This window comes from Xanthomonas cannabis, from assembly GCF_040616535.1.
GTDB classification, from domain to species: Bacteria; Pseudomonadota; Gammaproteobacteria; order Xanthomonadales; family Xanthomonadaceae; genus Xanthomonas; species Xanthomonas cannabis.
The window spans coordinates 1295150-1313030 of the sequence record NZ_CP136580.1 but is presented as its reverse complement, the minus strand read 5'-3'; the positions used below and the strand labels follow the sequence as shown (position 1 = coordinate 1313030).

Genomic DNA, 17881 nt, shown 5'->3' with positions numbered 1-17881 from the left:
GACGCGACGACTGCAAGGCGCACGCCCAGGCGCGCAGAGGCTCACTTGACCCGCGTGTACTCGGTATCGCCGGTGCTCAAACGACCGCTCGCCTCGTCGATCGCATAGTTGACCGTGCCATTGCCACTGGACACCTGCAGCACGCCCTTGGTCAACAACGCCGGGTAATTTCGGGTCTTGACCCCATTGCCGAACATCTCCGGCGAGGTGTCGCGGATGATGAAGCTCTCGCCGTTGTGCTCGATGCTCAGCACATTCTTCTGCGACTTCACATTGACCCACTTGCCCACGTACTGCTCGCCAACATCGCGCGCGCAGCCGGTTAGCAGCGCCATCGCAATCAGGGCACTTCCAAGCAGTGCTTTCATCGCCATACCTTCTTCAACGCGGGGGTCTCGCAGGATGGCAAGTCCTTGCTGAGCCCGCAACAAGCAGGCACAAGCGACGAGACAGAACACCCGGAAACCACGGTCACGGGGCGCAGGCTCGACTCTCCGGTCGCCAACGGACATGTCTGCAAGACCGGGAACGACGTTCTGCTGATTGCAAGGTGCGCTATCACTCCCGTAGCGGCAACGTGCATTCAACCAAATTCGCCCACCGCAACCGCCTGCAGCAGGTGTCACCCATGACGTCCCGCGCTTTGCTGCGTCCTTGAGCCTTCCGCAGGGGAGGCAAGACACAAAAAAACCGGCACATGGCCGGCTTTTTCTTCGCGTCGAATCCCGTGGAGTGCAGGATTTCTATGGTGGGCGGTACAGGGTTCGAACCTGTGACCCTTGCCGTGTGAAGGCAATGCTCTACCGCTGAGCTAACCGCCCGGTGACGCGAGCCGCACATTATAGGGCAGCTGCGGCAATCGTCAACAGGTACATCCGCGACGGCGATGACCTGGTCGAAAACGTCCCGATCCAATGACTGGGCGCGCCGTGCCAGCGGTCTGGCGCCGCCATGGCGATAAATCGATTCGGCGCCATTCAAATGCCCGCTACGCCCTTCGACGACCCGCTTCCAATACGACGGCAATCACCCGAGCAACCGCACCGCACTACCTCACATCGTATGCGTCGGTTTGTCCGAGGTCGTCAGGCCTGCCAGCAGGGTCTCGATCTTGTTGCGCACTGCCTCACCTTCCGGGCCGTCGGGGAACTGCACGCCGATGCCGGCAGCGCGGTTGCCCTGGGCACCAGCCGGCGTGGTCCAGATCACCTTGCCGGCCACCGGCAGGCGCTCGCTGGAATCGGGCAGGGTCAGCAGCAGGAAGACTTCGTCGCCCAGCATGTAGCGCTTGGGGGTCGGCACGAAGATGCCGCCACCTTTCACGAACGGCATGTAGGCGCTATAGAGCGCCGGCTTGTCTTTCAACGCCAGCGACAAAATGCCCTGGCGTGCATTCATTGCACTCATCGAGTTCCCCTAGAACGTGGCTGGCGCTCTCCCTCGCGCCAGGCCAGCAACAATTCCGTCACTGCCAGGTCGGCGCGGACGGTGGTGCGCAGCAGGTCGCGGGTGCGGTTGGCGGCGTCGAACCAGGTCGCCAGCTTGTGCAACCGCGATGGATCGGTCAAGCCGGCCGAGGCCTGCGCCAATGCCAGATCGGCGGCATGCCGCAGACGTTGATCGGCCTGGCCATCATTGGTCCAGCGCTGCGCAACCTCCACCGCGCCGACGCGGCCGCTGGCAATCTGCTCCAGGTCCTGCGCCACCGCACGCCGCACCGCCAGGCCGTCTTCGCGCAGCCATTGCGCGGCAAGGCCGGGATGGCCGCGGGCGGCGTCCAAGGCCTCCTGCGCAGCGCGCTCGCTGACCCCTTGCGACAGCAACCAGGCCAGTGCCTCGTCCGGGGGCGGCAATTTGAATTCCAGGCGCTGGCAACGGCTGCGGATGGTCGCCGGCAACCGCGCCGGCTGGGCGCTGATCAACCACAGGTAGCGGCCGGGCGATGGTTCCTCCAACGTCTTGAGCAAGGCGTTGCAGGCGGCGCGATTGATCGCATCGGCCGGGTCCACGATCACCACCTGGGCGATGCCGTACTGCGGGGTCAGCGCGAGCTTTTGCGAAATCTCGCGCACCTGCTCGATGACGATCTCGGTACGCAGCTTGTCGCCGGTACGGTTGGCAATGAAGGACACCAGCTGCAGGTCGGGGTGGGTGCCGGCGGCGATCAACTGCCGCGTGCGCTGCGCCAGTGCCGGGTCCGGCGAGCTGGCCAGCACGTGCTCGGCCAGGGCCAGGGCGACCGCGCGCTTGCCCAGCCCTTCCGGGCCGCAGATCAGCAACCCATGTCCGAGCCGCCCCGCATCCAGCGCAGCCACGGTCTGGTCGAAGGCGCGCTGCTGCCAGGGCGAAAATGCGGCGGTCATGGCGTGGTCTCCGTCTGCGGCGTGCTCGGCAGCCGGCGGCGCTGCAGATAGCGCGCCACCGCTGCGTTATGTTCGGCCAACGTGGCCGAGAATGCGTGCGCGCCGGTGCCATCGCCCACCGCCACGAAATACAGCGCCTCACCGGGCGCCGGCTGCACTGCCGCCAGCAGCGCCTCGCGGCCCGGCATGGCAATCGGCGTCGGCGTCAGGCCGGTACGCGTATAGGTGTTGTATGGCGTGTCGGTGGTCAGGTCGCGGCGGCGGATATTGCCGTCGTAGCTGCTGCCGATGCCGTAGATCACGGTCGGGTCGGTCTGCAACTTCATGCCCAGCTGCAGGCGGCGCAGGAACACTCCCGCGATCAACGGCCGCTCGGAGCCCAGGGCAGTTTCCTTTTCGATGATCGATGCCAGGATCAATGCCTGTTCCGGCGAGCTAAGCGGCAGGTTCGGGGCGCGCTGTTCCCAGGCCTGCGCCAATGCCTTGTCCATGGCGGCGTGTGCGCGCTTGAGCACGTCGAGGTCGCTATCGCCGCGCTGATACACATAGGTTTCCGGCAGGAATCGCCCTTCCGGATGCTGCTTGGCAAATCCCAGCCGCGCCATCAGCGCCGCATCGTCCAGCGCGTCGATGGAGTGCTGCAGCGGCGTGGCGGTGGCGAGTGCGGCGCGGAGCTGCCGGAAATTCCAGCCCTCCACGATCGTGAAACGGTACTGGATCACACGCCCCTGGCGCATGCGCGTCAGCACCTCGCGTGGCGACAGTGCCGGCGCCAATGCGTACTCGCCCACCTTGAGCTTGCCGGCGGCATCCACCTGGCGCGCGAGCAGCTGCCATTCCAGATCGGTGCCCTGCTCCAGGCCGGCTGCGCGCAATTTGCGCAGCGTGACCTTGAGCGAATCGCCGGGCGCAATCACCACACTGGGCGCGCTCGCAGGCACGGGGGTATCGGCGAAGTGCAGGTAATGCCGCCACGCCACCACCGCGGCAATCGCCAGCAGCGCTGCGAGCAGCAATGCCGTGCCCAGCACGGCCAGACATCCGCGTTTGCCAGTCACCGCCACACCCACCTCGTCATTGCCCCAGCGCCGCGCAGGATACCGCGCGCCGGTGATGTCCCGTTGAAGCGCTCATGTCTGCTCGATCGCGCGCAACACGCCACGCGCCTTGGCGCGGGTTTCGTCCAGCTCGCGCTGCGGGTCCGAGTCCACCACGATCCCGGCGCCAGTGCGGAAGCGCACCTGCTCGCCGGCCACCTCGGCCGTGCGGATCAGGATATTCAGATCCATGTCGCCATCGCGATTGAGCCAGCCGAACGCACCGGTGTAGGCGCCGCGCGCGGTCTGTTCGAGCTCGGCAATGATCTGCATGCAGCGCACCTTGGGGCAACCGGTGATCGTGCCGCCGGGAAACACCGCCGCGATCACCGCGCCCGGGGTCACCCCGGCGCGCAGGCGGCCACGCACGTTGCTGACGATGTGGTGCACGTGCGCGTAGCTCTCCACGGCCATCAGTTCGTCCACTTCCACGGTGCCGGGCGCACAGATGCGGCCCAGGTCGTTGCGCTCCAGATCGATCAGCATCACGTGCTCGGCACGCTCCTTGGGATGCCCGACCAGCTCACGGATGCGTGCTGCATCGTCGTCGCCGGCGAAGCGCGCGCGGGTACCGGCGATAGGGCGGGTCTGCACCGCATCGCCCTGCACCGACACCAGCCGCTCGGGCGAGGAGCTCACCACCGCGCGCCCGGCCGCCACGAACAGGCCGGCAAACGGTGCAGGGTTGGCCGCGCGCAGGCGCGCATGCAGCGCGGCCGGGTCGACCAAGTTGGCGAATGTGGCCTGCCACGCACGCGAGATATTGGCCTGGAACACATCGCCGGCCCGCAGGTAATCCAGCACCCGCTCCACCGCGGCGGTGAAGCGCTCGGGCGCGTCTTCTTCCACCGCGACCGGCCCGCTCCACGCAGGCAACGGCGGCAATGCGGCGCAGGCAGCGATGTCTTCGGCGACGCGGGTCAGTAGATCCTCACGCCCCGGCTCGGCCAGCGCCACGCAGCGCCCTTCCACGCGGTCGCGCAGCACCGCTGCCGGCGCGCGCAACGCCAGCGCGGTCGGCATGCCATCGCTGCGGGCGGGCAGCTGCAGAATCGGTTCGACCTGCGCGGCCAGTTCGTAATCCAGCAGCACCGCCCAGCCGCCACGGAACGGCCATGGGCTGGTCGTATCGTGCGGCACGCGCTCGGCCTGCCAGGCGGCATCCAGCGCGTCCAGAAACGTGCCTTCGAGCACCCGGCCATCGCCATCGCGGGTGCGCCCATCGCCGTCCAGCCGCAGGCTTGCGCCCTCTGCCAGCAGCAGCACATCCCAGCGCCCGTGGGCGGTTCCGGAAGCAGTGGATTCGAGCAGGGCCGGATAGCGTTGCGGTGCCAGCCGATGCAGCGCCAGCAGGTCGATGTCCGCATGCAGTGATCGGGTGAGCGTCATCGGTCCGGCGTGGCGTGAGGTGCAGACGCGGGCCGCTGCGGTAAACGCAGCGTCCGCGATGAGATGGATCGGCTGTCAATCGGAAACGTCAGCAGCGACTGCCGCGCGGACGCGTCACGCGCAGCAGCTGAGGCACCGCACACCGTTTTCAGCGAAGAAAACGGCGCATCGACTCAGACGCGCTTGAACACCAGCGTGCCGTTGGTGCCGCCAAAGCCGAAGCCGTTGGACATCACCGCATCCACCTGTACCTCGCGCGCCACGTTGGGCACGTAATCCAGGTCGCAGCCTTCGCTGGGCTCTTCCAGGTTGATGGTCGGCGGAATGAAGCCGGTGTGCAGCGCCATCACCGAGAAGATCGCTTCCACGCCGCCGGCCGCGCCGAGCAGGTGTCCGGTCATCGACTTGGTCGAGCTGACCATGGTCTTGTAGGCGTGGTCGCCCAGCGCGCGCTTCATCGCCAGCGTTTCGGCCAGATCACCCAGCGGCGTGGAGGTGCCGTGCGCATTGAGATAGCCGATCTGCTCGGGATTGAGCTTGGCATCACGCATGGCGGCCAGCATGCTGCGCGCCGCGCCTTCGCCGTCTTCGCTGGGGGCGGTCATGTGGAACGCATCCGAGCTGGCACCGAAGCCGACCAGCTCTGCGTAGATGCGTGCGCCACGCGCCTTGGCGTGTTCGTACTCTTCCAGCACCAGCACACCGGCACCGTCGCCCAGCACGAAGCCGTCGCGCTGCTTGTCCCACGGGCGCGAGGCCGCAGCGGGATCGTCGTTGCGGGTGGACATGGCCTTCATGGCGCAGAAACCGCCGACCGAACTCGGCGAGGAGCCGCGCTCGGCGCCGCCGGCCAGCATCACGTCGGCATCGCCGTACTGGATCATGCGCATTGCGGTGCCGATCGAGTGGTTGGACGTGGCGCACGCGGACACGGCCGAGAACGTCGGGCCCTTGAGGCCTTTGATCAGGCTGACCTGGCCCGGCAACATGTTGATGATGGTGCTGGGCACGTAGAACGGCGAAATCTTGCGCGCGCCGCCCTCATGGAATTTGATGGTCTGCTCTTCGATACCGAGCAGCCCGCCGATGCCGGAGCCAAGAATGGCACCAATGCGTTCGGCATTGCTTTCGTCGATCTCCAGCCCGGAATCGTCCAGCGCCATGAACGAGGCGCCGACACCGTAGTGGATGAACGAGTCCATCTTCTTGACGTCCTTGGCGGACACAAAAAGCGTGGGGTCGAAATTCTTGATTTCGCCGGCGATCTTGGTGGTGAACTGCGAGGCATCGATCTGCGTGATCGGGCCAATGCCGGAGCGCCCGTGGATGATTCCATCCCAGCTGCTGGCCAGATCATTGCCCAGCGGCGACACAATGCCCATGCCGGTAACGACAACACGACGACTCATTGCAGATCTCCTCACCACGGAACGAACGGTGCTTGCGGTTTGCGGGTGACGCCTAAAAACACAGGGCCGCATCAGCGGCCCCATGGAATGTCTGACGCAGCAGCGGCGTGATGATGCGCGCCACCGCCGTCAGGAACAACGCATCAGCTCTTGACGTGAGCCTTGACGTAGTCGATCGCCTGCTGGACCGAGGTGATCTTCTCGGCCTCTTCGTCCGGGATCTCGCACTCGAACTCTTCTTCCAGCGCCATCACCAGCTCGACGGTGTCCAGCGAGTCGGCACCCAGGTCATCGACGAACGATGCGCTGGTGGTGACTTCCTCTTCCTTGACGCCGAGTTGTTCGACGACGATTTTCTTGACGCGTTCTTCGATGGTGCTCATTGGGGATATCGCTCCAGATGGAGTAGTGGTGGTACAAAAAAACGCCATCGGGCTGCGATGGCCGCGTTGGATAGTGTAGTGGAAGCGCCCGAGCCTTGCATTGCATCACAAGTCCCGGCCGATCAGCCACTTAGCGCCTCCCGGCGCCGCACGCTCACGGCATGTACATGCCGCCGTTGACGTGCAGGGTCTCGCCGGTGATATAGCGTGCGGTCGGGCCAGCCAGGAATGCCACCGCATTGGCGATGTCTTCCGGGGCGCCCAGGTGGCCCAGTGCGATCTGCTGCAGCAAGGCGGTCTTGGCCTCGTCCGGCAGCGCCTTGGTCATGTCGGTGTCGATGAAACCGGGCGCCACCACGTTGACGGTGACCCCGCGCGAGCCGATTTCCTTGGCCAGCGACTTGGAGAACGCAATGATGCCGGCCTTGGCCGCGGCGTAGTTGGTCTGGCCCGGATTGCCGGTCACCCCGACCACCGAGGCGATATTGATGATGCGGCCCTTGCGTGCCTTCATCATGCCGCGCATGACCGCCTTGGAGGTGCGGAACACGCTGGTCAGGTTGGTGTCGATGATCGCCTGCCAGTCGTCGTCCTTCATCCGCATCAACAGGTTGTCGCGGGTGATGCCGGCGTTGTTGACCAGGATCGAGATCGCACCGAATTCCTTGCCGATCGCATCGATCAGGCCATCGACCGCGGCTGCATCGGTGACGTTGAGTTCGCGACCGTGCCCGCCGTGGGCGGCCAGGCGCTCGCCGATCGCCGCAGCGCCGGAGGCCGACGTGGCGGTGCCGATGACGGTGGCGCCCTGGGCGGCCAGCGTGTCGGCAATGGCCGCGCCGATCCCGCGGCTGGCACCGGTGACGAGGGCGATTTCGCCCTGCAGAGGCTTGCTCATGAATGCTGTTCCTCGAAGGGGGACGTCGCAACCGTGGCCGCGAACGTCGAGGGAGGCCGGCACGACCGGCATATGCAGTGGATCAGTGCACCCACGCGTCGAGCGCGCCGGCATAGTCGGCCGGCGTGGCCAGCGGGCGCGCGTCCAGGCTCTTGTCGATGCGCTTGATCAGCCCGCTCAGCACCTTGCCCGGGCCGCATTCGGCAACCCGTGTGATGCCCTGGGAGGCCAGCGCCTGCACGCATCCGGTCCATTGCACCGGTAGGTACAGCTGCTCGGCCAGCGCCTGGCGGATCGCGGCGCTGCCCTCGCGCACGCGTGCATCGACGTTCTGCACCACCGGGATCTGCGGCGCCTGCCAGCTCAGCCCGGCCATCGCTTCAGCCAGCTGATTGGCGGCATCGCGCATCAGCGGGGTATGCGAGGGCACGCTCACCGCCAGCTTGACCGCCTTGCGCACGCCACGCTCGGCCAGCAAGGCCAGGGCGCGGTCCACTGCAGCGGCATCGCCACCAATCACGATCTGACCGGGCGAATTGAAATTGGCCGGCACCACTACCTGGCTGCCTGCCGCCTCGGCGCAGACCTCCAGCACCAGCGCGTCGTCGGCACCCAGCACCGCCGCCATCGCACCAACACCGGCCGGCGCGGCGGCCTGCATGAACTGGCCGCGCAGCCGCACCAGGTGCGCACCGTCATGCAGCGACAAGGCGCCGGAGGCGACCAGGGCGGTGTATTCGCCCAGGCTGTGCCCGGCCAGCAGCGCCGGGCGCTGCCCGCGCTGGGCGGTCCACAACCGCCACACCGCCACGCCAGCGGCCAGCAAGGCCGGCTGGGTGTACTCGGTGCGGTTGAGCATCTCTTCCGGGCCGCCCTGGGACAGGGCCCACAGATCGACACCGGCGCCTTCGGAGGCTTCGGCAAACGTGTCACGGATCTGCGGATGCAGTTCGGCCAGTTCGGCCAGCATCCCTAAGGACTGCGAGCCCTGGCCGGGAAACACGAAGGCGAGAGTGGATTCGGTCACGCGCTGCTGCCTGCAAAAATCGAGCCGGGATGATACGTGCGAAATCGCCCTGGCGTCTGTACTGCCGCGTATGCAAGCCGGCACCGACGCAGCGGCCGGCACGCTTACAGCAAGGCTTCGAGCAGGTCCATTTCGCCGTCGGCAAACCAGTCCACGCACAGCACCAGCACCAACACCACGCCGAAGGCACTGGCCGCATGGATGGCCTGGATCGCCCGCCCCAGCGCGCTTGCCGAGCGGCCCAGCCTGAGCGCCACCTGCGCAACACGCCGCAGGCGCCCGGTGACCGTATGCGCATGCTCGACCACCGCCGGGCCGGCGGTATCAAAGGCACGCGCCAGCAGGCGCTGCAGCACCTCGCGCCGGCCACGGTAGTACTTGGCCACGCCATAGCCGAACACCAGCCAGTCGCGCGCCTGGGCCTGCGCCAGGTCCATCACTTCCAGTGGATCTTCTTCGAAATCGATAAAACCGACCGACTGGCCATCGAAGGTCATGTTGCGTGGCAATGGCTGCCCGAAATAGGCGCCATGACCATGCGCATGGACCATGGCCGACACCGCTAGCGCCACCAGGCGGTCGCGCTCGGGCACGTCAGCTTCGCGCAGGCAGGTGGCAAACGAGCGGCCGTTGTCGCTCAGGATCAGGGCCGCCTGCCCGCAGCCGACCACGCGCGGCACATTGACCGACTGCGCATGCAGCTCGCCGAGCCGGCGCGCTTCGAGGTCGCGCGCGGCGTCGCCGCCACGGTGCGGCGGTGGACGCAGTGCATCCAGGCCCCAGCGGCGTGCGACAAAGTTGAGTGCGCCTAGCGAGACCGCCCGATCGCTGCGGCGGTACTGCTTGAGCCAGACACGCTGGCCGGCGATGACGATGGGTTCTGCCATGACGGCCCGTCCTTCGACGCAGTCGGACCCAGCCGGCGGACGCGGCCGGGTCTGCGGGACTCAGTAGCGCAGCAGCGCCGAGCCCCAGGTAAATCCACCACCGAAGGCTTCCAGCAGCAGCAATTGGCCACGCTGCACGCGGCCCGAGCGGACCGCTTCGTCCAGCGCGAGCGGCACCGAGGCCGAGGAGGTATTGCCGTGGCGATCCACGGTGACGACAACCTGTTCCATCGGCAGGTCCAGCCGCTTGGCGGTGGCCTCGATGATGCGCAGGTTGGCCTGATGCGGGATCAGCCAGTCCAGGTCGTGCTTGTCGTAGCCGTTGGCGGCCAGGGTCTCATCGACCACCGAATCCAGCGCCTTGACCGCGTACTTGAACACGTCGTTGCCCTTCATCAGCAACGCGCCGCCGCCGTTCTTGCCTTCGCCGAAGCCGACCGACACGCCCACCGGATCCCACAGCAGTTCCTTCTTGCTGCCGTCGGCATGCAGATGGGTGCTGAGGATGCCGGTTTCTTCATCGGCCTTGAGGATCACCGCACCGGCACCGTCGCCGAACAGCACGCAGGTGGTGCGGTCGGTCCAGTCGACAATGCGGGTCAGCGTCTCGGCGCCGACCACCAGCACGGTCTTGGCGTCGCCACTGCGCACGAACTTGTCGGCCACGCTGAGCGCGTAGACGAAGCCCGAGCAGGCCGCGTTGACGTCCATCGCGCCGCAACCGACGTTGCCCAGCCGCGCCTGCAGCAGGCAGGCCGTGGACGGGAAGATCAGGTCGGGGGTGGTGGTGCCGATGACGATCAGATCGATTTCGTCGGCGGTGACACCAGCCGCTTCCATCGCCTTCAGCGAGGCGAAGTACGCCAGATCGCTGGTGGTCTGGTCGTCGGCAACGATGTGACGCTCACGGATACCAGTGCGCGAGAAGATCCATTCATCGCTGGTGTCGACGATCTTGGACATGTCGTCGTTGGTCAACACCTTTTCGGGCAAATAGCTACCCGTGCCCGCGATTCTGGAATAGATCCGCTTGCTCATACTGTTTCCTGGTGCAAGAGCCGCGGTGACCGGCGGCTCCGGAAGAAGCGAGAGTCACCCGGTCGCGCAGAGGCGCCGGGTGCCACGAATCAATCTTCTTGAATGGCCGACGACTTGGTCGCGATCACCTTCTTGCCGCGGTAGTAACCGTCAGCGGTGATGTGGTGGCGCAGATGGATCTCGCCGCTGGTCGGGTCGGTCGACAGCTGCTTGGCGGTCAGGGCGTCGTGCGAACGACGCTGGCCGCGACGGGACGGGGTGACACGGGATTTCTGCACAGCCATGGGATTGCTCCAACTTTAGTTCGATAACTTGTCTGTTGAGTCGAACAGCACGCTCTACGCCCGCGTCGACCTGTCTTTCCGCCCTTAACAGCGGCGGTTACTGTTTCTTCAACGCTGCCAGCGCCGCGAACGGACTGGCCTTGTCTTGCTCTTCCTGGGTCGGAACCCATTCGGCATCGATCGCTTCGCTGCCCGGCGCCATCGGCACCACTGGCACCGACAGCACCAGTTCGTCCTCCACCAGGTCCGCCGCCCGCAACATGCCGTCGTCTGGCACCAGCAAGGCCTCGTAATCCGGCGGCAACGCGGCTTCTTCGTCCTCGTCGCGGATCAGGCCGAGACGCTGCCTGATCTGCACCGGGTACAGAAAACGCTGCAAGGTGCGCTGGCAGGCCAGCGGCAGCTCGACATCGATGCTGAGTTCGACATAGGCGACCTTGAGCAGAGCGTCCTGATCGAACTGGAGCGAATAGACACACTCGCCTTCGGTATCGACCAGACTCCCCTGCAGACGGGTCATCGCAGAGAGCGGGATGCGGCCATCGAAGCGCCTGCGCGCTGCGACCATCCGCCAAGCATCCAGCATTTCGGGTACGTTCGCGGACATAAGCCGCAGAATGTTAAAGACCCGCCGTGGCCATGTCAAATGCACCCATTCAGTGTGCTGCACCGGGTGCAGACTGGCAGACTGCCCTGCCCGTTTCCAGCAGCGTCCATGATGCCACGCCTGATCCTAGCCTCCACTTCCGTGTACCGGCGCGAGCTGCTTGGCCGCCTGCAACTGGACTTCACCACCGCACGCCCGCAGGTCGATGAGCGGGCGCAGCCGGGTGAGGCTCCGAGCGCCCTGGCCAGCCGCCTGGCTGCCGAAAAGGCCGCCGCCATCGCGACCCACACGCCCGACGCCTGGGTGATCGGCTCGGATCAGGTGGCCGACCTCGACGGCCAGGCGCTGGGCAAGCCCGGCACCGTGGACCAGGCACGCGCGCAGTTGAGCGCCATGTCCGGGCGCACGATGCGCTTCCACACCGCGGTCAGCCTGATCGGCCCGGAGGGCGCCTTTCACGCCCTGGACCTGACCGAAGTCCAGCTTCGCCCGCTGACGCCCGACGCGATCGCGCGTTACCTGGCCGCCGAACCCGCACTGGATTGTGCCGGCAGCTTCAAATGCGAAGGCCTGGGCATCAGCCTGTTCGATGCGATTCGCTCTGAGGATCCCACGGCCCTGGTCGGGCTGCCGCTGATCGCGCTGGCGCGGTTACTGCGCCAGGCGGGGTTTGCGCTTCCCTGAGAGTGCGTCAGACAAAGAGAGCGATGCTGCGTGCCGCGCGCCTGGCTTACGCCCGCCTGGCAGATCATTCGTGCGATCGACAAGCCATACACCCAGGCCGAGCGCGCACCCTTGGCTGGGCCGCGAGTCGTTACTACATACAGTCAATCCGGACGCACCAATTCGCAGAACTGGTAGGGGTACTCGGCCTGCCCGACGTGCGATGACATGGTGCGGCAGCGTGCCGGATCCAGCGTCAGTCCGTACTCGGTCAGACGCTGCTGCGCAGCTTCGCGTATCGCGCGATCGGCCACCGCGATGTCCAGCGCCTTGGCCTCGGGTACGGTGAGCATGCAGCGCCCTGATTGCGGGGCCTGCAGTTCGGCACGCAGGCCCCGCGCAATCAGCCAGCGCAGCCGCGTGCACTGCGGCTGGGTGTCCCAGCCGAGCTGTTTCACCAAGCGGTTCATCCGGTCGATCCGCACCTGCTGCTTGTCGCGCGCGGCGCCCAACATCGCGTACAGCCGCGACCGCTCGGCAATCAGCGTACGGACACGCTGGCGGTACTGATCGGTTTCGGAAATATTGGTCGCCACACCGATATAGCGCGCCTGCCTTGGCAGCAGCGGCACCCGCCAGGATTGCGGCTCGTCGCCGACCAGCAACACGCTGGACGCAGCCGGATTGACCATCGTCGGCTGCTCGACCTGGAAACTGTCGCGCGCCCACGATTCGTGGCCCCAGTCCTTCCATCCCGCCACGGCAACCAGCGCGCATGCCCCGATCAACCAGGCAGCCCTCCGATCGGCCTGTGCTGCAAAGGCGTGCCGGCACATGATCCACAGCACCAGCGGCGCCAGCAGTTCCAGCACCAACAGATAGCGATGAATGCTGAAGATCGCCTGCCACAGCACATAGGCAACAGCGAAGAAGACCACCAACACACCACTGGAGCGATCCAGCGTGCCCGGCTCGCGCGGCGGGCGGCGCAATACGCGACGTCCAACAGCGAGCACCACCACCGCATACAACACCGCCCAGCCTGCCTGCACCAGACCGAGGTCGCCGATCCGCTGCGGCTTGAACGTGAAAAGCAGCGGCCAGATCAGCTGTTCGCCCAGGTTGTGCGGCAACCAGCGCACATCGGCAATCGACACCGGTGCGGCCAGCGGCGATTTGAACAAGCCGTTGAATTGCGGAAACAGCGGGTTGTCCAGATGTTGCCAGACCTGCCAGTACCAGGGCCCGGCCACCAGGGCTACGACCACTGCCGCAACTGCCGATAACCCGGCCAGTGCCAGCACGCGCGAACGCAGCTGCCCGCCATCGCAGAGCACCGCCGGCGCCAGCGCCAGCGCGTAAAGCGCATTGGTGAGCTTGAGCGCCACTGCCAGGCCGATCAGTGCCCCGGCCACCACCCACAACAGCACAACGCGCATGCCCTGCCGCGCCCTGGCCTGCGCCCACAACACCGCAGCCAATGCCGCCAGGACCGGAAGCGCGCTGGCGGTATCGCCCATGGTGCCGCCGAGCTCGGACAGGAACACCGCACTGCACATACCGGCAAGCGCAAACAACGGCGCGCACTGAGCGCGCCGGGGCGCGCTGGACAGGACGCGCCACGCCACGGCCGCCACCGGTACGAATACCAGCGCATGCAGCGCACCCAGCACTGCGCCGACCACCGGCCCGGGCAAATGCAACATCAACCCGGCATGCAGGGCATCGAGCAATGGGCTGAAATAGCTCTGCATCTGCGCCGGGGCCAGATCCACGCCCAGGCGGTGATTAAGCCAGGCGTCGCCGATGTACAGGTGGTAGTTGCGCAAATCCCAGTTGGCATCCTGACCCAGGCCGAGCGACAGCAGTGCCCCGATCGACACCACCGCAATCACCGAGGCAACGACCTGGCGCTGCGAATGAAAACCGAAGTGGCGGTCTGCCCAATGCAACAGGCGCTGGCGGCGCGCAACCGACGTTGCGTTGAGCATGGCCGCCATTAGTGCGCTTCCCTGGCCTGCGAAGTGGCCGCCAACGTGCCCACGCACGGCTCGGCCAGATAAGCCAGGTGCTTGGCTTCGACGCGACCACGCGTGACTGTGTCCAGGATCAGCCCGCAGGCCAGCAGCAGAAAGCCAAGCAGCATCAGCGCCACACACAGGATCGCGGTCGGAAAACGCGGCACCAGCCCGGTCTGCAGGTACGTTTTGAACAGGGGAATCGCCAGCACGATCGACAACGCGGCACTGAGGGCAAAGCCGATCGAGAAAAACAACAGCGGCCGCTCGGCCTTGAACAACTTGGCGATCGTGGTGAGGATGCGCCAGCCGTCGCGCCAGGTATTCAACTTGCTTTGCGAGCCTTCCGGGCGCACGCCGTAGGCGGTTTCGACCTCGGCCACCGGCATGCGCAACTGCAAAGCGTGCACGGCCAGTTCGGTTTCGGTCTCGAAACCATGGGCATGGGCCGCGAAGGATTTGACATAGCGCCGCGAAAACACCCGGTACCCGGACAGCATGTCATCGAAGCTGCGCCCGAACAGCAGCCCGGCGCACCGCGTCAGCAGCACGTTCCCCAGCCGATGGCCGGGGCGATAGGCGGCCTGCTGCTGATCGCGCCGCGCGCCGACCACCATGTCCAGGCGCTCGTCGATGAGTTTGCGCACCAGCGCGGGCGCAGCACCGGCGTCGTAGGTGGCGTCGCCGTCGACCAGCACGTAGATGTCGGCTTCGACGTCGGCAAATCCACGCCGCACCACGTTGCCCTTGCCTTGCAGTGCAACGCGGCACACCTGTGCACCTGCCGCCGCGGCGACTGCTGCGGTGGCATCGCTGGAATTGTTGTCCAGCACGTAGATCACCGCGCCCGGCAGGGCGGCAGCAAACGCGCCGACCACCTCGGCCACTGTTGCCGCTTCGTCATGGCAAGGCACCAGCACGGCGATTCGAATCCCGGACAGCGGTGCAGGATGGGTAACGGGCAAGGATTGCGTCATTGGGCGATCTAGGGTGCGGAAACGGTGACGGGCTGCTCCCACCAGTCCTCGACGCTGCCGTCGCGGCCGTGCAGGCGCAGTCCCAGCCAATGCGTGCCGGGCGGCAACGCGTGCGTATCGAGCGTGGCGGAGAAGCCGACGTTCGGGTGCTGCGGGTCGGTGGAAATCTTCCAGTACGGGCGCACGTCCAGCACGCTGCCGTAAGCGGCCTGCTCGACCGGGCGACCGTCCAGCAGCAGCTCCACGGTCGCCAGGCCGACGCCGTCCTTGAACGCCCAACCGCGCACCTGGACCTGGCCGGACACCGCCGCGTCCGGCAGCGGCGTGTCGATCCAGGCCATCGCCGGGGTGACGCACGCCCCGGGCGCGCGCTGCGCCGGCAGTGCAAGCAGCAGGAAGCGCTGATAGCCGTGATCGGTGGAGACGACGGTGGGCGATGGCAATGGCCCGACCATCTTGCAGATGTCGTGGTAGCGCACGAGCAGATCGCGGTAACGCTGATCGCTGGGCGACAGCACCAGCAATCGCGGCCCATCCCGCGTGCCATCGCTGAGCAACCCCCACTGCAGCAACTGCGCACTGCGCCCGTGCTTGTCGTTCAAGTCGGCGCGCAGCACCTCGATATTGGCGTCGTGCAACTGGAAACCGAGCTCGGCGCCGACCTTGAAGTTCTCTGCCAGCACGTGCGTGCCCGGCGGCATCTGCGCCAGCTGACGTTTGACCGCGCGCGCCAGATCGTTCCAGCCGGCAAAGTTGCGGGGGTAGTATTTTTCGCCAGCCGCGTGCGCGCGGATCGACGGCACCGAGACGGCCAGGTAATAGCCATACGCACCAAGCGTGCCGAGCAGCGCGATCAGCCACGCTGCACGGCGCAGCGGATGCGGCCAGCGCATCAGGATCACCGGCACTGCCACCAGCAGCGCCAGATACCCCGGCAGTGGCCAATGGAAGCTGATCCGCTCGGCATCGCTGAAGAAGCCCAGCACGAAGATCGCCACGGTCGAAATGCCGCCCAGCAAACCGAAGTAACGCCACTGCGCGCGCGAACCGCCCCCGGTCCGCGTGCCGGCCAGGCCCACCTTGACCATTGCCCAGGCCAGCAACGGCGTCACCAGTGCCGCCTGGATCAGCAGAAACCACAACCCGGTGATCTGAAAGCGCCACGGGTGCCGGTCGACCAACTGGAAGCGCAGGCCGGCCTCGTCATGATCGGTGTTCCAGAACAGCAGCGGCAGCCAGCTCACCGCACCCACCGTCAGCGCCATCCAGATGCGCGGGTCGCGCATCACCGCGCGCCCCTGCGGAATGCACAGCAGCGCGATGCAGCCCACCCCAATCACCCCGGCAAAGCGGTAATGGCTGAGCGCGCCGATCACCAGGCCAATGGCGAGCTCCAGCGCACTGGTGGCATCGACCTCGCGCAGCAAGCGCGCGCCGGCGTCCATGCACAGCACCGCTGCCAGGGCCATCGGCACGTCCGGCACCGCCAGGATGCCCAGCGTGGCCGACAGCGGCACCAGCAGGGTCAGGCTGCCGGCCTGCCAGCCCAGGGTGGAGCCGAACCAGCGCGTGGCGATATGCGCGATCAACCAGGGAACCAGCGCGGCGATGGCCAGGAACGGCAGCCGCAAGGCCAGCAGATGATGCCCGCCCAGCTCCACGCCCAGCCGGGCCAGCCAGGCGGTCAGGCCCGGCAGATCCGAATAGGCTGCGGCCAGATGCTGGCCTTCCTGCCAGTAAAACGCCTCGTCCACGAATAGCGGCAAGCGTGCAGCGATCAATAGCTTGACGGCCGTCGCCAGTGTCCACAGGATCACGAAGGTGCGATGTGCGCGTTGGTCCCCCTGCATTGCCCTGTGCACTCTTCTTTTCACCTACGGAATTGTGATGTCGACACCGCTGCGTTCCACGGAAATGCTAACCGATGCGCTGCGTCAATCGCTGCGGCGCGCGCAAGACCAGGTCAATTCGCTGCTGCTGGGCAAGGCGCAGGAAGTGCGGCTGGCGTTCGTGGCGCTGCTGTCCGGTGGACATTTGTTGATCGAGGACCTGCCCGGCCTGGGCAAGACCACCCTGGCCCACGCGATGGCGTCCAGCCTGGGGCTGGGCTTCCAGCGCGTGCAGTTCACCTCCGACCTGCTGCCGGCCGATGTGCTGGGGGTGTCGGTCTACGACGCGGCCTCGCGCCAGTTCCAGTTCCATCCCGGCCCGGTGTTCACCAACGTGCTGCTGGCCGATGAGATCAATCGCGCTCCGCCGCGCACGCAAAGCTCGCTGCTCGAAGCCATGGCCGAGCAGCAGGTGACACTGGACGGCGTGACGCATGCGTTGCCGGAGCCGTTCTTCGTGATCGCCACGCAGAACCCGGTCGATCTGTCCGGCACGTTCCCGCTACCCGATTCGCAGCTGGACCGCTTCCTGCTGCGGCTGAGCCTGGGCTACCCCAGCGCCGATGCCGAGCGCGCGCTGCTGTCGGGCACCGACCGACGCGAGCTGATCGCCCAGGCCGCCCCGCAACTCAGCGACGCCGACGTGGTGGCGCTGCGCGCAGTGGTCGGCCAGGTCCACACCAGCGATGCCTTGATCGGTTATGTGCAGGCCTTGCTGCTGCGCAGCCGTCAGCACGCCGGGGTGCGCGTGGGGCTGTCGCCACGTGCTGGCATCGCGCTGTTGCGTGCCGCCAAGGCCTACGCGCTGCTGCTGGGGCGCGAACATGTGCTGCCGGAAGACGTGCAGGCGCTGTTTGTCGCCGTGGCCGGGCACCGGCTGGTGCCGGAGGCCGAATCCTCGTCCGGGCCGGCGCTGGCCAAGGCGCTGCTGCACAGCGTGCCGGTGGACTGA

General features: G+C 66.6%; 18 protein-coding genes and 1 tRNA gene. 2 read left to right on the top strand and 17 right to left on the bottom strand.

The annotated features are described in order from the left end of the window. Positions 1–41: 41 nt before the first annotated feature. The 14 genes from RZV17_RS05685 to RZV17_RS05620 all read right to left on the bottom strand — a co-directional run bounded on the left by RZV17_RS05685 (position 42) and on the right by RZV17_RS05620 (position 11382). Positions 42–368 carry a hypothetical protein gene (locus RZV17_RS05685; protein WP_047695464.1) on the bottom strand — a complete coding sequence of 109 codons (327 nt, stop codon included), beginning with the start codon at positions 366–368 and terminating at the stop codon, positions 42–44. Between the two features lie 378 nt (positions 369–746). Beyond that, positions 747–821, bottom strand: a tRNA-Val gene (locus RZV17_RS05680). A 232-nt stretch (positions 822–1053) separates the two neighbouring features. After that, positions 1054–1407 carry a PilZ domain-containing protein gene (locus RZV17_RS05675; RefSeq protein WP_003483889.1) on the bottom strand — a complete coding sequence of 118 codons (354 nt, stop codon included), beginning with the start codon at positions 1405–1407 and terminating at the stop codon, positions 1054–1056. Beyond that, positions 1404–2363, bottom strand: coding sequence for a DNA polymerase III subunit delta' (locus tag RZV17_RS05670; RefSeq protein WP_355607806.1), 960 nt, complete (start codon positions 2361–2363; stop codon positions 1404–1406). Before RZV17_RS05670 ends, RZV17_RS05675 begins: the two co-directional genes overlap by 4 nt. After that, positions 2360–3433 (bottom strand): endolytic transglycosylase MltG, encoded by a 1074-nt coding sequence (gene mltG, locus RZV17_RS05665; RefSeq protein WP_355607803.1) that lies wholly within the window; start codon positions 3431–3433, stop codon positions 2360–2362. The genes RZV17_RS05670 and mltG overlap by 4 nt, the downstream gene beginning before the upstream one ends. A 60-nt stretch (positions 3434–3493) precedes the next feature. Continuing rightward, positions 3494–4849: an aminodeoxychorismate synthase component I gene (locus tag RZV17_RS05660; RefSeq protein ID WP_355607799.1), complete on the bottom strand. Its 1356-nt coding sequence runs from the start codon at positions 4847–4849 to the stop codon at positions 3494–3496. A 173-nt stretch (positions 4850–5022) separates the two neighbouring features. Beyond that, the gene (gene fabF / locus RZV17_RS05655) at positions 5023–6258 is read right to left on the bottom strand and encodes a beta-ketoacyl-ACP synthase II (protein ID WP_355607796.1); all 1236 of its coding nucleotides are present in this window, start codon (positions 6256–6258) and stop codon (positions 5023–5025) included. 143 nt (positions 6259–6401) lie between these two features. Then, the gene (gene acpP, locus RZV17_RS05650; protein ID WP_002814322.1) at positions 6402–6641 is read right to left on the bottom strand and encodes an acyl carrier protein; all 240 of its coding nucleotides are present in this window, start codon (positions 6639–6641) and stop codon (positions 6402–6404) included. A gap of 154 nt (positions 6642–6795) precedes the next feature. Further along, positions 6796–7539: a 3-oxoacyl-ACP reductase FabG gene (gene fabG, locus RZV17_RS05645; protein ID WP_184552591.1), complete on the bottom strand. Its 744-nt coding sequence runs from the start codon at positions 7537–7539 to the stop codon at positions 6796–6798. 82 nt (positions 7540–7621) lie between these two features. Next, entirely contained in the window at positions 7622–8566 is a 945-nt protein-coding gene (gene fabD, locus RZV17_RS05640; protein ID WP_355607792.1) for an ACP S-malonyltransferase, read from the bottom strand. 104 nt (positions 8567–8670) lie between these two features. Next, on the bottom strand, positions 8671–9453 hold the full coding sequence (locus tag RZV17_RS05635) for a serine/threonine protein phosphatase (RefSeq protein ID WP_355607789.1): 783 nt from the start codon (positions 9451–9453) through the stop codon (positions 8671–8673). A gap of 60 nt (positions 9454–9513) precedes the next feature. Beyond that, entirely contained in the window at positions 9514–10491 is a 978-nt protein-coding gene (locus RZV17_RS05630) for a beta-ketoacyl-ACP synthase III (RefSeq protein WP_005995227.1), read from the bottom strand. An 89-nt stretch (positions 10492–10580) separates the two neighbouring features. Further along, entirely contained in the window at positions 10581–10775 is a 195-nt protein-coding gene (gene rpmF, locus RZV17_RS05625) for a 50S ribosomal protein L32 (protein WP_039404068.1), read from the bottom strand. 97 nt (positions 10776–10872) lie between these two features. After that, complete coding sequence (locus RZV17_RS05620; RefSeq protein ID WP_039564560.1) at positions 10873–11382, bottom strand: YceD family protein; 510 nt, start codon at positions 11380–11382, stop codon at positions 10873–10875. Between the two features lie 108 nt (positions 11383–11490). Between RZV17_RS05620 and RZV17_RS05615 the strand changes: the two genes are divergently transcribed. Further along, on the top strand, positions 11491–12066 hold the full coding sequence (locus tag RZV17_RS05615) for a nucleoside triphosphate pyrophosphatase (protein ID WP_104581102.1): 576 nt from the start codon (positions 11491–11493) through the stop codon (positions 12064–12066). A gap of 143 nt (positions 12067–12209) precedes the next feature. Here the strand turns inward: RZV17_RS05615 and RZV17_RS05610 are convergent, their stop codons facing one another. From RZV17_RS05610 to RZV17_RS05600, 3 genes are read right to left on the bottom strand one after another with little or no spacing between them, the layout of a single operon-like run. Further along, positions 12210–14045: a glycosyltransferase 87 family protein gene (locus RZV17_RS05610; RefSeq protein WP_184372169.1), complete on the bottom strand. Its 1836-nt coding sequence runs from the start codon at positions 14043–14045 to the stop codon at positions 12210–12212. Beyond that, positions 14045–15040, bottom strand: a complete 996-nt coding sequence (locus tag RZV17_RS05605) for a glycosyltransferase family 2 protein (protein WP_104581100.1) — start codon at positions 15038–15040, stop codon at positions 14045–14047. The genes RZV17_RS05610 and RZV17_RS05605 overlap by 1 nt, the downstream gene beginning before the upstream one ends. Before the next feature lie 8 nt (positions 15041–15048). Then, on the bottom strand, positions 15049–16890 hold the full coding sequence (locus tag RZV17_RS05600; RefSeq protein ID WP_355607784.1) for a glycosyltransferase family 39 protein: 1842 nt from the start codon (positions 16888–16890) through the stop codon (positions 15049–15051). 37 nt (positions 16891–16927) lie between these two features. On the opposite strand from RZV17_RS05600, the gene RZV17_RS05595 reads away from it, so the two are divergent. Next, positions 16928–17881 carry a MoxR family ATPase gene (locus RZV17_RS05595; protein ID WP_039404058.1) on the top strand — a complete coding sequence of 318 codons (954 nt, stop codon included), beginning with the start codon at positions 16928–16930 and terminating at the stop codon, positions 17879–17881.